Genomic DNA, 14,000 nt, shown 5'->3' with positions numbered 1-14,000 from the left:
GCAGGATTTCACCGCTCAGGCAAGAAGAGACTCGCGAATCGAAAGCAGTTCCGCGCGGACCTGATCGATCGACAGGCGGCCGCTCGGCAGCAGGTCTTCTCTGTTCGCGGCTTCGAGGCCTTGATCGCCGTCGAGACCGGCGATGGCGATCATGTCGCTCTCGTCCGGACTGAACGGGGACAGGTCCGCAGCGCCGGCGCGCGGGCCGTCGGTCAACTGGTTGCGAGCGCCACTGATCGTGAAACCCTGGTCGTACAGCAGGTCGCGGATGCGGCGGATCAGCAGCACTTCGTGGTGCTGGTAGTAGCGCCGGTTGCCGCGCCGCTTCATCGGTTTGAGCTGGGTGAACTCCTGCTCCCAATAGCGCAGCACGTACGGCTTGACGCCGCACAGGTCGCTCACCTCACCGATGGTGAAGTAGCGCTTCGCCGGTATCGAGGGCAGGGACTTATCCATTCAAAAACAAGGGCTTCCGGTGGGGAGGACAGACTCTACTCGAAGTCATCCTCGACGGGTGTATCACCTTGCACCTGTTCCTTCAGTTTGTGGCTGGCGTGAAAAGTGACCACATTGCGCGCCTTGATCGGGATCGATTCGCCGGTGCGCGGATTGCGGCCCGGGCGTGGCGCCTTGCGGCGGATGTTGAAGTTGCCGAAGCCGGAGAGCTTCACGTCGTCACCACGCACCAGCGTGCTGTGGACGATGTCGAAATAGGCCTCGACCATGTCCTTTGACTCGCGCTTGTTCAGGCCGAGCTTGTCGAACAGCAACTCGGCCAGGTCGGCCTTGGTCAGCGTCGGCGTCTCGATGCTGGGCAGCAGCAGGCGCGGCGGTGTGACGTCATCGTTGTTGTTGTCGTCGCTCATGTCGATCCTCATTGGTCCGTCCCCGGTCTCACTCTTCTTCTTGCATCACCCGCGCAGGCGCGCGCCGAGTCGCTCGGACAGCGCCTGGACGACGGCGGTCACCGCCTGCTCGATGCGTTCGTCGGTCAGCGTGGCCTCGTCGTCGAGCAGTTCAAGGCGCACAGCCATCGAACGTTCCTCACCCTGCGCGGGCTTGAAGACGTCGAACAGGCGGGCGGAGCGGATCAGGCCGCCGTGTGCCGATCCATGGATCGCGCTCATCAACGCCTCGTGCGTGACCTGGTCGCCGACCATCACCGCGATGTCGCGCAGCACGGCCTGCTGGCGCGGGATTGCCTCCAGCTTCGGCAGCGAGCGCGCCAGCACGGCGTCGAGCTCCAGTTCGAACACGACCGGAGCGCTGGGCAGCTCATAGCCCTGGCGCCACTTGGGATGCAGCTCGCCGATCACGCCGACGGCCTTGCCGTCGAGCACGACGCTGGCGCTGCGGCCCGGATGCAGCGCCGGATGCTGGACCGGCACGAACTCGGGCTTGAGCGGCGCGAACAGCGCTTCGAGATCACCCTTGACGTCGAAGAAGTCGATGGTGCGATCGCGCTGGCTCCATTGCGACTGGTCGGCCGGGCCATAGGCAAGACCTGACACCCGCATCGGCTGAGCCACGCCGGCGATCGACGAATCGCTCTCCACGACCGTGGCGTCGCGCAGGAACACGCGACCGATCTCGAACACGCGCACGCGCGGTGCCTTGCGCGTGAGGTTGTACTTCAGCACGTTGACGAGGCTGCCGATCAGGGTGCTGCGCATCACGGCCAGCGGCGCTGCGATCGGGTTGAGCAGCTGGATCGGCGTGTCGTTGCCGGCCAGCTCCTTCTCCCAGCGCGCCTCGACGAAGCTGAAGTTGATCGTCTCGAAGTAGTCGCGGTCCGCCAGCGCGTGGCGCAGCGCATGCGTGGCGCGGCGCGTCTCCGAGCGCACCTTGGCGACGACCGGCGCCAGCGGCGGCGTGGCCGGCAGCTTGGGGTAGCCGATAACGCGGATGACTTCCTCGATCAGGTCTTCCTCGATCTGGATGTCGAAGCGCCAGCTGGGCGGGGCGACGGTCAGCGTGCCCTCGCCTTCAGTGAACTCGAGGCCCAGGCGCTTGAACACGCCGGCGCACTCGGCCTGCGTGACCGGCATGCCGATGATCTTGGCGGCGCGCGCAACGCGCAAAGTGACCGGCTTGCGCTCGGGCAACTGCGTGATCTGGTCGTCCATCGCGGCGACCTCGCCGCCGCAGATCTCCAGGATCAGCTGCGTGATGCGCTCGATGTGCTCGACCGTCTGCGCCGGGTCGACGCCGCGCTCGAAGCGGTGGCCGGCATCGGTGGAGAAGTTGTAGCGGCGCGAACGGCCGGCGACCGCCTTGGGCCACCAGAACGCGGCCTCGACGTAGATGCTCTTCGTGTCGTCGGAGACGGCGGTGTGGTCGCCGCCCATGATGCCGGCGAGCGATTCGACGGCGGAGCGATCTGCGATCACGCCGACGGTCTCGTCGACCTCGATCGTGTTGCCGTTCAAGAGCTTCAGTTGCTCGCCCTTGCGGCCCCAGCGGACGACCAGTTCACCATCGATCTTGTCGAGGTCGAAGATGTGCGTCGGGCGGCCCAGTTCGAACATCACGTAGTTCGAGATGTCGACCAGCGCGGTCACCGAACGCTGGCCGCAGCGGGCCAGGCGATCGACCATCCACGCGGGCGTCTTCGCCTTCGTATCCACACCGCGGATGATGCGGCCGGAGAAACGGCCGCAGAGATCCGGCGCCTCGATGCGCACGGGCAGCTTGTCGGCCAGCGTGACTGCGGCCGGCTTGATTTCCGGGGTGACCAGCGGCGCGCCGGTCAGCGCGGACACTTCGCGGGCGATGCCGTACACGCTCAGCGCGTGAGCAAGGTTGGGCGTCAGCTTCAGCGTGAACAGCTTGTCGTCGAGCTTCAGGTGCTCGCGGATGTTCTGGCCGATGGTCGCGTCGGCAGCCAGCTCCAGCAGGCCGGCGTGGTCTTCGCTGAGCTTCAGCTCGCGGGCCGAGCAGAGCATGCCGAAGCTCTCGACGCCGCGCAGCTTGCCCTTGCCGATCTTGAAGGGCTGGCCGTCTTCGCCCGGGGGCAGCTCGGCACCGATCGTAGCGAGCGGCACCTTGATGCCGGCGCGGGCGTTGGGTGCGCCGCAGACGATCTGCAGCGGCTCCGGACCGCCGGCATTGACGGTGCAGACGCGCAGCTTGTCGGCGTTCGGGTGCTGCTCGGCCGTCAGGATCTCGGCGACGACGATGCCGCTGAACGGCGGCGCCACGGGGCGCAGCTCTTCGACTTCGAGGCCGCTCATCGTCAGCAGTTCGGCCAGTTCTTCTGTGTTCAGCGCGGGGTTGCAGAAGCTCCGCAGCCAGGATTCGGGGAATTGCATGGGTCTGTTCTCTTGGGGCGTTGTGTTCTTGCGGCTTACTTGAATTGCGACAGGAATCGCAGGTCGCCATCAAAGAACAGACGCAGGTCGCCGACGCCATAGCGCAGCATGGCCAGCCGGTCGATGCCGGAGCCGAAAGCAAAGCCGATGTAGCGCTCTGGGTCCAAGCCCATGTTGCGGATCACCTGCGGATGAACCTGGCCGGAGCCGGAGACCTCGAGCCAGCGGCCCTTCAGCGGGCCGGAGCCGAACATCATGTCGATCTCGGCGCTGGGCTCGGTGAAGGGGAAGTAGCTCGGCCGGAAACGGATCTCCATGTCCGTCGTCTCGAAGAACTGCTGCATGAAGTTCACGTAGACAGACTTGAGGTCCTTGAACGAGATGTTCTCGCCGACCCACAGGCCTTCGACCTGGTGGAACATCGGCGAGTGGGTCGCGTCGCTGTCGACGCGGTAGGTGCGGCCCGGCGCGATCACGCGGATCTCGGGCATCGGCTGGCCGGCGTCGATCAGGTGCTTGTGCTTCTTGACGTGCTGGACCGCGTAGCGGATCTGCATCGGGCTCGTGTGCGTGCGCAAGACATGACCCCCTTCGACGTAGAAGGTGTCGTGCATCGAGCGGGCCGGATGGTCTTCCGGCGTGTTCAGCGCGGTGAAGTTGAACCAGTCGTTCTCGATCTCGGGGCCATCGGCCACGTCGAAACCCATCGAGCCGAAGATGCCTTCGATGCGCTCCATCGCGCGGGTGATCGGGTGCAGGCTGCCGGTGCCGCGCTGGCGGCCGGGCAAGCTCACGTCGAGCGCCTCGGCCTTCAGCTGCTGTTCAAGTTCGGCGTCGGCCAGCGCTTGGCGGTGGGCGTTCAGGGCGGCCTCGATGCCGGCCTTCAGGACGTTGATCTCGGCACCGCGGGTCTTCTTCTCCTCGATCGACAGCGCGGCCAGGCCTTTCATCAGTTCGGTCACGCGACCGGACTTGCCGATGAAACGCGCCTTGGCGTTTTCCAGGTCGGCGGGGGTCGCCGCGGCGGCGAAGTCGGCCTGGGCGGCCTGAAGCAGTTGATCGAGATCGTTCATCGCGGGAATCGGAAAATGAAAAAAGGCCGAACACCAAGGTGTCGGCCTTGCAGGTACCTGCCAGGGCGGGCCGCAGCGAAGCGGCCAGCTTGTAGAGCGGGTTACAGCGCGGCTTGCACCTTGTCGAAGATGGCCTTGAAGCCAGCCGGATCGTGCACGGCGAGATCGGCCAGGACCTTGCGGTCGATGTCGATCTGGGCCTTCTTCAGGCCAGCCACGAACTTGCTGTAGGTCAGGCCCAGGCCACGGCTCGCTGCGTTGATACGCGCGATCCACAGCTGACGAAACACGCGCTTCTTGGTGCGGCGGTCACGGTAGGCATACTGACCCGCCTTCATCACCGCCTGCTTGGCGATGCGGAAGACGTTCTTGCGGCGACCCCGGAAGCCCTTGGCCAGGGCCAGGACCTTCTTGTGACGGGCACGAGCGGTAACACCACGTTTAACGCGAGGCATGTTTTAACTCCTTTTGTTAAGTGATGGGATTACAGACCAGCCGTGGGCAGCATCTGTGCGATGTGGCCCATGTTGGTCTCGTGCACGGACAAGGTGCCACGCAGGTGGCGCTTGTTCTTCGTGGTCTTCTTGGTCAGGATGTGGCGCTTGAACGCTTGACCGCGCTTGACGGTGCCACCCGGACGAACGCGAAAACGCTTCTTCGCGCTGCTCTTGGTCTTCATTTTGGGCATGTGATGCTCCTTTTAAGAACGTCCCTGGGGCGGCCCCGATTCCTCGGTGCACTTGCTCGGCCTCAGGAGACTAATAAGCCCGCCGACGACCAGATCGACGGGCTGAATTCAAAAACCTACGCGCCTGACTTCAGCGCTTCTTCGGGGCCAGCACCATGATCATCTGGCGGCCCTCGAGCTTGGGCATGTTCTCGACCACGGCCACATCGGCCAGTTCGTCGCGGATACGCTCAAGCAGTCGCATGCCGATGTCCTGGTGGGTGATCTCGCGGCCGCGATAGCGCAGCGTGACCTTGCCCTTGTCACCGTCTTCAGCGATGAAGCGGCGCAGATTGCGCATCTTGATCAGGTAGTCGCCTTCGTCCGTACCCGGACGGAACTTGACTTCCTTGATCTCGATGATCTTCTGCTTCGCCTTGGCTTCCGCCGCGCGCTTCTGCTCCTGGTACTTGAACTTGCCGTAGTCCATCAGCCGGCAGACCGGCGGGTTGGCAGTGGCGGAGATCTCGACCAGATCCACGTCCAGATCGCCCGCCATGCGCAAGGCTTCCTGGATGCTCACGACGCCGATCGGCTCATTCTCAGGGCCATTCAGACGGACTTCGGGAGCCATGATTTCGCGGTTCAGCCTGTGCTTGCGCTCAGGAATCGCTCGACGGTCAGCAAAAGTAGCGATGGTGCGTACCTTTCAACGAGCCCCAAGGCGTGGAGGCTCCAATAAAAAACAAACGCGCCCTGGGGCCGGGAGGATCACCGAAAGGGTCTCGTCAGACCCTTTTCAGAGTTTTTGGGTGATGTCGGCGGAGATCTTCGCAGCGAAGTCTTCCAGAGCCATCACACCCAGATCCAGGTTGCCACGGGCGCGCACCGCAACGGCTCCGTTCGCCTTCTCCTTGTCGCCAACGACGAGGATGTACGGAACCTTTTGCAAGGAATGCTGACGGATTTTATACGTAATCTTCTCGTTCCGCAAATCGGCCTGGACTCTAAGCCCTTGTTTTTGCAGCGCTTTCACGATATCTGCAACGTAATCGGCCTGCGCATCGGTGATGTTGGCGATCACTACCTGCACCGGGGCCAGCCAGGCAGGCAGGGCGCCGGAGTGCTGCTCGATCAGGATGCCGATGAAGCGCTCCAGGCTGCCGACGATCGCGCGGTGCAGCATGACCGGCGTCTTGTGCTGGCCGTCCTCGTCCACGAACTCCGCGCCCAGGCGGCCAGGCATCGAGAAGTCGACCTGCATCGTGCCGCACTGCCACTGGCGGCCCAGCGCGTCCTTCAGCGTGTACTCGATCTTCGGGCCGTAGAAGGCGCCGTCGCCCGGGGCGATGACGAAGTCCACGCCCGAGGCGCGCAGCGATTCCATCAGCGCGAACTCGGCCTTGTCCCAGACCTCATCCGAGCCGATTCGCGCGTCCGGCCGCGTCGCGACCTTGTAGATGATCTCCGTGAAGCCGAAGTCCTTATAGACCTTCTGCAGCAGGGCCGTGTAATTGACGCACTCCTGCAGGATCTGGTCTTCGGTGCAGAAGATGTGGCCGTCGTCCTGCGTGAAGCCGCGCACGCGCATGATGCCGTGCAGGCCGCCCGTGGGTTCGTTGCGGTGGCACTGGCCGAACTCGCCGAAGCGTAACGGCAGGTCGCGGTAGCTCTTGACGCCGTGCTTGAAGATCAGGATATGGCCGGGACAGTTCATCGGCTTCAGCGCGTAGTCGCGCTTCTCCGATTCCGTCGTGAACATATTGTCCTTGTACTTGTCCCAGTGGCCCGAGGCTTCCCACAGGCTCTTGTCCAGCAGCTGCGGGCCCTTCACTTCCTGGTAGCCGTTGTCGCGGTAGACGCGGCGCATGTACTGCTCCACCTCCTGCCAGACCGTCCAGCCCTTCGGATGCCAGAACACGACGCCCGGCGCGTGCTCGTCGATGTGGAACAGGTCGAGCTCGCGGCCGAGCTTGCGGTGGTCGCGCTTCTCGGCCTCCTCCAGCATGACGAGGTACTTCTGCAGTTCGTCCTTGGTCGCCCAAGCCGTACCGTAGATGCGCTGGAGCTGCTCGTTGCGGTGATCGCCGCGCCAGTAGGCGCCGGCCACCTTCATCAGCTTGAAATGCTTCAGCTTGCCCGTGCTGGGCACGTGCGGGCCGCGGCACAGGTCGGTGAACTTGCCTTCGGCGTAGAGCGACACATCCTGGTCGGCCGGGATGCCGGAGATGATTTCGGCCTTGTAATCCTCGCCGATGCTCTTGAAGTAGGCCACGGCCTCGTCGCGCGGCAGCACCGAGCGCGTGACCTTCTCGTCCTTCTTCGCCAGCTCGCCCATCTTGGCCTCGATCGCCACCAGGTCCTCGGGCGTGAACGGGCGCTTGTACGAGAAGTCGTAGTAGAAGCCGTTCTCGATGACCGGGCCGATCGTCACCTGCGCCTCGGGGAACAGTTCCTTGACCGCATAGGCCAGCAAGTGAGCCGTCGAGTGGCGGATCACCTCCAGGCCGTCGGCGTCCTTGTCGGTCACGATCGCCAGTTGCGCGTCCTTGTCGATCAGGTAGCTCGTGTCGACGACCTTGCCGTCGACCTTGCCGGCCAATGCAGCCTTGGCCAGGCCCGTGCCGATGGAAGCGGCCACGTCGGCCACCGTGACGGCCTGCGGAAACTCACGCTTGGAACCGTCGGGGAGTTGAATCGAGATCATGGGAAATCCTTGAAGACAAAACAAAAAGCGCGGCCTGTGCCGCGCTTTTGGAGTTGGAAAGACGAAAGCTGGCCGCGGCGACTAAACCCGAGTGGGGGTGGTGGTCGTAGTTCGCGGTGTCATAACCATCGTGCCTTTCTCGCTCTTGTGGATTGCAGATCGCGCGATTCTACAGTGGCAGCGCGTCGATGCGGCCGCGCTCGCAGGCCGTGACGAATTCTTCGCGCAGCCGCTCGCTCTCGGCGATCGCACGCAGCCAGGCCTTGGCGCGTGCGTCGGTGTCGTCGCCGTAATGCTTGAAATCGTCGCGGTCCGGCAGCTTGCCGCGCGGCAGCGTCTTCACCCATTCCGGGTTCGGCGCCAGCAGCACCACGTTGTCGAGGAAGGCCGTGGCGCCGTGGCGGCCCTTCAGCGCCTTGTCCAACCAGCCCGGAATCACCTGGCGCTGGAAGTGCGGATACAGCGCGATGCCGTCGCCGATCATCGAGGCGTAGTCCAGATGCAGGTGATAGTCGGTGATGCCACCGTCCCAGTAGGCGCCCCTGGGGCCGCCCGGAATGTCGTGCACCGCCTGCAACCAGAACGGGATAGAGCAGCTCGCCAGCACCGCAGGTAACAGGTTATGTGCAGTGAGTTCGACCTGGCGGCTGCGGTAGTCGTGCAGCGGCATCGGCAGCGGGTCGCGCGGATCGGAGAACACCACCCGCTCCAGCCAGGCGCCCATCGCCCGCCGCGCCATCAGGTTGGCGGCGAACGCGCCCAGGTAGCCGGCCGGCGTGCGCAGCCGCCCTTCCCGCGCCAGCACGTGCCGGCCGCGCGAGGTGAACACGTGCAGCCGGTAGCGGGCATGCGACAAGACCTGCTGCTCGCGCCCGCCGAACACCTCCAACAGCTTGCTGCGGAAGCCGCGCGTCACGTCCTCGGCCGTCGGCATCTTGCCCGGCTTGCTGTCGTAGCGCTGGTAGACGTACTCGTGCGCCAGCCGCTCGAACTCGCCCTCGGCGTCGCCGAGGCAGGCGGTCGCCATGCGCCAGGCGCCGATCGAGGCGCCGACCAGGTGCACCTCCTGCGTCGAGGCGCCGAGCCAGGGCCCGAAGATGTGCTGGTCCAGCGACTTCAGGATCAGCCCCTTCGGGCCGCCGGCCGCGCCGGGAATCACCCGCACGTCCTGCGCGCGCAGGCCGCGCTCGGCCAAAAGAGAACGGGCCCGAGGGCCCGCATGGATGTGCAGTGCTTGCATGCGCACAAGTTTATTGAATCAGAGCTTGGTCTCCCAGGTGACGCCGAACTGCGTGCGCGCCTTGCGATCGGTGAAGGTCGAGCCGTCGCGGGTGAAGACCTCGCTCTGCGTGTCGACCGGCGCGAAGTTGTTGGCCGAGACGCGGATCGAGCTGGTCTTGCTGAGGATGTACTGCGCGAACATGTCCAGCGAACGCGTGCGCGAGACATCGGTCGACTGCACGTCCGTCTGCTGCGTCAGGTAGCCCGGCGTGTAGGCGAAGCTGGCGCCCAGGTTGATCGGCAGGCTCTTGGTCCGGTAGTCGAAGCCGACGTTGGCGGACCAGGGCTGCTGCGCATCCAGCCGGTTGTTGGGGCCCTGCACCGCGTCGACGCGCGAGTGGTACACGTTCAGCGAAGCGCGCAGGTTCAGGGGCAGCTTGGGGTCGAACCATCCCGGCATCAGCTCGCCCGCGCGGCCCTTGATTTCCAGCTCCAGGCCCGCCGCCTGGGCACGCGAGAAGTTCACCGGCCGGTTCACGTAACGCGCCACCGGCGACCAGAACATGTCCGGCCCCGGTTGCTCCAGCGTGACCACATTGCGGATCAGGTTGCTGACGCGACGGTAGAAGCCGCCGATGCTGATCATGCCGCCGCCCTGCATGTATTTCTCGTAGGCCAGGTCCAGGCCGGTCGCCAGCTCGGGCTTCAGGTTCGGATTGCCGATGTTGTCCGGCGACTGGTCGATATTGCCCACCGTCGGATCCGGGTACAGGCCCGACAGCGCCGGCCGCGCCAGCAGCTGGTTCAGGTTCGGCGCCTTGTAGCTGCGCGTGAGGCTGGCGCGGATCAGGTCGCGGCCCTTGGGGTCGAACTTGTAGTTCAGGTGCAGCAGCGGCGTCGTGACGCTGCTGGTGTTCACGTGCTGGTCGCCGTCGTCGGTGGCCGTCTCGGTGCGGATGCGCTCGGTGCGCAGGCCGACGTAGGCCGACCACTGCGGCGAAATCTCCCACTCGTCCTGCACGAAGAAGGCCTGGCGATCGATGCGGGCCGAGAAGGGCTGGCCGTCCACGCCCGGCAGTTGCAGCTGGCCGTCGACCAGCACCGTGCGCGTCTCGTCGCGGCGGCGCCATTCCAGGTCCCAGCCGCCGGTCAGGCTGTGCGCATCGTTCAGGATCTGGGTGAACTTGCCGCCCTGCGTCAGGTTGCGGTCCTTGTTGTCGCCGTCGGACTGGCGCCCCGGCGTCGAGAAAGTGTCGTTGTGGAAACCGCCACCGGCGTCCTGTGCGCCGGCCTTCAGCTCCAGGCGCTGCGTGTCGTTGAGCTGGTTCTGGTACTGCAGATTGCCGCGCGCCATGTGCCAGTCGCCCAGGTTGCGCGTGTTCGAATCTAGGTAGGGCGCGCCCTCGGAGGCGAGCGTGTCGAACTTCGTGTTGAAGTGCCAGCGCCCTTGCTGCAGGAAGGCCGAGGCGTTCAGCGACTGATCGTCGTCGATCTTCCAGTTCACCCGCGGCGTGGCGTTCCAGCCGGCGCCCCAGAAGTTCTGCTCCTGCGCCTGCGTGGCCTGCCAGGGCGTGCCGGTGTCGATGTTGCGGGTGGTCGTCGACTCGTTGAGGCCGCGCCAGCTGAAGATCGACACCGGCAGCGAGTACGAGACACCGCCCTGGCGTTCGCCATAGGTGAAGGAGCCTCCCGCGCTTGGCCGCACGGCACTGTAGTTGGCGTTCAAGCGCAAGTCGCGCTGGGTGACCTTGGGCGCGTCCTTCAAGATGATGTTGATCGCGCCGGCCACCGCCTGCGCGCTCTGGTCGGCCGTCGGGCCCTTGGTGATCTCGATGCGCTCGACCTGCGCCGGATCGAGCTGGCTCAGGTCGAAGCCGGGCGGCGCCGGGTCGCCGTTGATCAAGATCAGCGTGTAGCCGGAGCCAAGGCCGCGCATGCGCGGCGCGCCGGCGGACAGATCGACGCCGGGCAGGCGCTTGAGCACGTCGGCCACATTCGTGTCGCCGTACTTCTCCAGCTCCTCGCGGCCGTAGATCTGCTTGGCCACCGGCGACTTGCGGCGCAGGTCGGTGTCCGTCGACGGGCGCGAGGTGACCTCGACCCGCTCCAGCTTCTGGCCGGCACGCGGCTGCTGGGTGTCGGGCAGGCCGTCTTGCGCGAAGGCGGGAACAGTGGCGGCGGCCAGCGCGCAGGCGGCGGCGATCGGATGCAGATTCAATGGCACTCCAGCAACAATATTTCCAGAACGGGCGGCACGATACCCGTTCCCGATGACATTGCCGGACGTCATGCGACGCCTTGCGATATTAGGGGTGCGATTGGCGGCTCCGCGGCGCCATCAGCGCAAGGCCAGCGATGCGCCGCTCCAGCCCGGATCGGCCCAGCGCTGGAATGCGCCCAGCGCCTTGGGCTCCGTCGACTGGCGCTGCGCGCTCAATGTCGCCAGGTCCATCTGGACGAAGCGCCGGCTCGCGTAGCGGCCCTCGGCACGCGATTCGCTGGCAACCAGGATCTGCTGGCCGCCCGGCACCCAGCCCGCGAACTCCGCATAGCCCAGGCCCGGTGAGGCAGCGGCCGGCGGCAACACGTCGACGGTCCAGCCCTCCGGCGCGGCGCGCAGCACCCACAGCTCGCGCCAGCCATCCAGCGGCTGCGCAGCGATCGCCAGCGCCGTGCCTTCACGATTCAGCGTGGCCGAGGCCAGCGGGATCACGGCGACGCTGCACTTGCGCAGCAGCACGTGGTCCTTGGCGTCACGCAGGGTCAGGCATTGCTCGGCGGTGCTAACGCCTGATTCAAGCGCAAGCTGGAAGCCGTTGCCGAACCGCCGCCCGGCCGGCTGCGGCAGCGCCAGCCAGCGCACCGCATTGACGCGCATCGCTGCGTCGTTGTAGTCGGCCAGGTCGTCCTCCGGCAGTTCGGTCGCTTCGACTCGGGCGAACTCGGCCAACGCCTGGGCGGCCAGGGCGTTATCTCGGTGCTCGAAGGCGCGGCTGGCGGCAACGCCGGCCCGGCGCAGCAGCAGGCGGTTGCGCTCGTAGCCGTCCAGGCCGTCCAGCGGCGCATGCTCCAGCACGCCGGCGCGCCAGTCGTCGCTGGCCTGCAGTTGCGCGGGCGTCAAGGTCGTCGGCCGGCAATCGGCCCGCGTGATCGCCAGCGCTGCGCGCGCCTTGGCCGAGGGCGCCGCCGGCAGGCTCAGCACACGGCGGAAGGCATCGCCGTCGTAGCAGACACGCACGCCGCCGTCGCCCTGCTCATAACTATCGAAGTGCAGGCCATAACGCGCAGCCACGTCGAGCAGCCCGGCGCGCTTCGGGCCGGTGTTGGCGGCGATCCGCTCGCCGAGCCGGCCCAGCGCGTCCAGCACCTCGCCGCCCGCCGGGCCGGCCAGCTCCGCCGGCGTGGCGGCCTGGATGTAGGCCGCCGCCAGTGCCAGGCCCAGGCCCTCGCCGCCGTCCTGCGGCAGGGTCAGGCGCAGTTGCGCCAGCAAGGTCGTCGTGTCGCCGGCCACCAGCAAGCCCTGCGACTTGCGCAGGTAGCCGCCGCGCTCGCGCCGATAGTCCCAGACCTGCAGCCAATCCAGCCGCTCGGCGCGCACTTCCAGCGCCTCGCCGCGCACCAGTTGCGCCTGCTGTGGGCTCGAATCGCGCGCCGCGGCGCGCAGGCTGGCGCCGTCCTGCACGACAAGCACCGTCGGGTTGGCCGCGAAGGCCTGCACGGCGGCGCCAGCCAGGGCCACGCCGATGACGATAGCGATGGTCTTCATGGCAATCACTCCGCGCCTTGCTGCTGTTGTTGCTGTGCGGCTTGCGTGTCCTGCTGCTGCGCCTGCGCGCCACCCAGCAGGCCCGAGCCGATGAAGGCACCGCTGGCCGAGGGCGGCGCGATGATCACCTGCACCTTGTCCGCCAACTTGTCGGCCAGCGCCTTCTGCACCAGCAGCGGATGCTGGGTCAGCAGCGCGCCCTCGCGGGCCATCCGCTGGGCGTCCACCTTGCTGATCTCGGCCACGCGGTAGGCCTCAGCATCGGCCAGGGTCTCGCGCGCCTTCGCTTCGGCCGTGGCCTCGATCTGGCGCGCCTTCGCATTGCCTTCGGCAAGCTTGATGCGCTGCGCGTTGGCGGCCTCGGCTTCCAGCGAGCGCTGCTCGATCTGCTTCTGCTTCAGCGGCAGGATGTGCTTCATCGCTTCCTCCTGCGCGCGCGCCGCGATCACCTGCTCGCGCTCGGCAGCCTCGGCATCGATCTCGCGACGCGACTTCTGCGCCTGCGCCTCCAGCTCGGTCTGCTTGACCTGCTTGGCCTTGAGCTCCAGCGTGTACTGCATCTTCTCGGTCGCCAGGCCTTCGGCCAGCAGGCCATCCATGCCGCGGCGGTAGTCGGCCGGCAGGTCGACATGACCGATCTGCAGGCCGCGCAACTCGATGCCCTGCTCCGGCAGCCGCGTCTTCAGCGAGCCGGCGATCGCCTGCTCGATCTCGCCGCGCTTGCTCGAGAAGATCTCGCGCACCGTGTGCTGCGAGACGACCGGGTAGACGCTCGCCTGCAGCGCCGGGCCGATCAGGTCCCGCTCGATGTTCTCCGGCAGACGCGTGGCAATGCCGGGCAACTGCTTCGCGTCGACGCGCCAGGCCAGCGTCAGGTCCATGCCCAGCGACAGGCCTTCCAGCGACTGCAACGCGCCGGCGCCGTCGGCACGCGCCAGTTGCGTCGCGTGGAAGACCTGGTCACGCATCGGCAGGCTGCGCACCTCGTGCACGCCCGGCAGCGCCAGGATGCGGCCCTCGTCGAAGCGCGTCGGCTGGCCGCTGAACAGGTTCGTGCGCACCGCCACCTCGCCGCGCGGCACCGTGTAAAGCGGCGGATGGCTGACGACGGCATAGACCGCGGCCACGGCCAGCGCGAGCAGCGCGATCCGCGGCAGGGCACGCCCGGCGCGGCCGAGGCGGGGAAGCTGGTTCTTGAACGATTCGCGGAGATTCATCATGGGCTCCTGTTGAGGTGAAGCGATGATTCCGCCGC

The 14,000-nt window shown here is 66.4% G+C and carries 12 protein-coding genes; all 12 read right to left on the bottom strand.

Going from position 1 to position 14,000, the window contains the following annotated elements; genetic code table 11:
• Window positions 1-15: 15 nt before the first annotated feature.
• Entirely contained in the window at window positions 16-456 is a 441-nt protein-coding gene (locus SNE35_RS26245) for a MerR family transcriptional regulator (RefSeq protein WP_320425996.1), read from the bottom strand.
• Window positions 457-491: 35 nt separating this feature from the next.
• Complete coding sequence (locus SNE35_RS26240) at window positions 492-866, bottom strand: integration host factor subunit alpha (RefSeq protein WP_320425995.1); 375 nt, start codon at window positions 864-866, stop codon at window positions 492-494.
• 45 nt (window positions 867-911) lie between these two features.
• A complete protein-coding gene (pheT, locus tag SNE35_RS26235; RefSeq protein ID WP_320425994.1) occupies window positions 912-3,311 on the bottom strand; it encodes a phenylalanine--tRNA ligase subunit beta in 2,400 nt (799 codons plus the stop codon).
• A gap of 35 nt (window positions 3,312-3,346) precedes the next feature.
• Window positions 3,347-4,384: a phenylalanine--tRNA ligase subunit alpha gene (gene pheS / locus SNE35_RS26230; protein ID WP_320425993.1), complete on the bottom strand. Its 1,038-nt coding sequence runs from the start codon at window positions 4,382-4,384 to the stop codon at window positions 3,347-3,349.
• A gap of 101 nt (window positions 4,385-4,485) precedes the next feature.
• Window positions 4,486-4,839 carry a 50S ribosomal protein L20 gene (gene rplT, locus SNE35_RS26225; protein ID WP_320425992.1) on the bottom strand — a complete coding sequence of 118 codons (354 nt, stop codon included), beginning with the start codon at window positions 4,837-4,839 and terminating at the stop codon, window positions 4,486-4,488.
• Window positions 4,840-4,868: 29 nt separating this feature from the next.
• On the bottom strand, window positions 4,869-5,072 hold the full coding sequence (gene rpmI / locus SNE35_RS26220; RefSeq protein ID WP_320425991.1) for a 50S ribosomal protein L35: 204 nt from the start codon (window positions 5,070-5,072) through the stop codon (window positions 4,869-4,871).
• Between the two features lie 130 nt (window positions 5,073-5,202).
• Entirely contained in the window at window positions 5,203-5,748 is a 546-nt protein-coding gene (gene infC, locus SNE35_RS26215) for a translation initiation factor IF-3 (RefSeq protein WP_320426170.1), read from the bottom strand.
• Between the two features lie 102 nt (window positions 5,749-5,850).
• Entirely contained in the window at window positions 5,851-7,758 is a 1,908-nt protein-coding gene (gene thrS, locus SNE35_RS26210; protein WP_320425990.1) for a threonine--tRNA ligase, read from the bottom strand.
• Window positions 7,759-7,927: 169 nt separating this feature from the next.
• Complete coding sequence (locus SNE35_RS26205) at window positions 7,928-8,998, bottom strand: patatin-like phospholipase family protein (RefSeq protein ID WP_320425989.1); 1,071 nt, start codon at window positions 8,996-8,998, stop codon at window positions 7,928-7,930.
• Window positions 8,999-9,016: 18 nt separating this feature from the next.
• Entirely contained in the window at window positions 9,017-11,197 is a 2,181-nt protein-coding gene (locus SNE35_RS26200) for a TonB-dependent receptor plug domain-containing protein (protein ID WP_320425988.1), read from the bottom strand.
• 120 nt (window positions 11,198-11,317) lie between these two features.
• Window positions 11,318-12,745: an SH3 domain-containing protein gene (locus tag SNE35_RS26195; RefSeq protein WP_320425987.1), complete on the bottom strand. Its 1,428-nt coding sequence runs from the start codon at window positions 12,743-12,745 to the stop codon at window positions 11,318-11,320.
• Window positions 12,746-12,750: 5 nt separating this feature from the next.
• Window positions 12,751-13,962 (bottom strand): SPFH domain-containing protein, encoded by a 1,212-nt coding sequence (locus SNE35_RS26190; RefSeq protein ID WP_320425986.1) that lies wholly within the window; start codon window positions 13,960-13,962, stop codon window positions 12,751-12,753.
• Window positions 13,963-14,000 lie beyond the last annotated feature (38 nt).

It is taken from the genome of Roseateles agri, assembly GCF_034043675.1.
Lineage (GTDB): Bacteria > Pseudomonadota > Gammaproteobacteria > Burkholderiales > Burkholderiaceae_C > KK5.
Note: the sequence above shows the minus strand (reverse complement) of the source record. Positions and strands in the feature narration are given on the sequence as shown.

What these genes read in the sequence shown, in the direction of transcription:
- SNE35_RS26245 (WP_320425996.1), bottom strand. Translation starts at nt 456, where the DNA reads ATGGATAAGTCCCTGCCCTCGATACCGGCGAAGCGCTACTTCACCATC.
- SNE35_RS26240 (WP_320425995.1), bottom strand. Translation starts at nt 866, where the DNA reads ATGAGCGACGACAACAACAACGATGACGTCACACCGCCGCGCCTGCTG.
- pheT (WP_320425994.1), bottom strand. Translation starts at nt 3,311, where the DNA reads ATGCAATTCCCCGAATCCTGGCTGCGGAGCTTCTGCAACCCCGCGCTG.
- pheS (WP_320425993.1), bottom strand. Translation starts at nt 4,384, where the DNA reads ATGAACGATCTCGATCAACTGCTTCAGGCCGCCCAGGCCGACTTCGCC.
- rplT (WP_320425992.1), bottom strand. Translation starts at nt 4,839, where the DNA reads ATGCCTCGCGTTAAACGTGGTGTTACCGCTCGTGCCCGTCACAAGAAG.
- rpmI (WP_320425991.1), bottom strand. Translation starts at nt 5,072, where the DNA reads ATGCCCAAAATGAAGACCAAGAGCAGCGCGAAGAAGCGTTTTCGCGTT.
- thrS (WP_320425990.1), bottom strand. Translation starts at nt 7,758, where the DNA reads ATGATCTCGATTCAACTCCCCGACGGTTCCAAGCGTGAGTTTCCGCAG.
- SNE35_RS26205 (WP_320425989.1), bottom strand. Translation starts at nt 8,998, where the DNA reads ATGCAAGCACTGCACATCCATGCGGGCCCTCGGGCCCGTTCTCTTTTG.
- SNE35_RS26195 (WP_320425987.1), bottom strand. Translation starts at nt 12,745, where the DNA reads ATGAAGACCATCGCTATCGTCATCGGCGTGGCCCTGGCTGGCGCCGCC.
- SNE35_RS26190 (WP_320425986.1), bottom strand. Translation starts at nt 13,962, where the DNA reads ATGAATCTCCGCGAATCGTTCAAGAACCAGCTTCCCCGCCTCGGCCGC.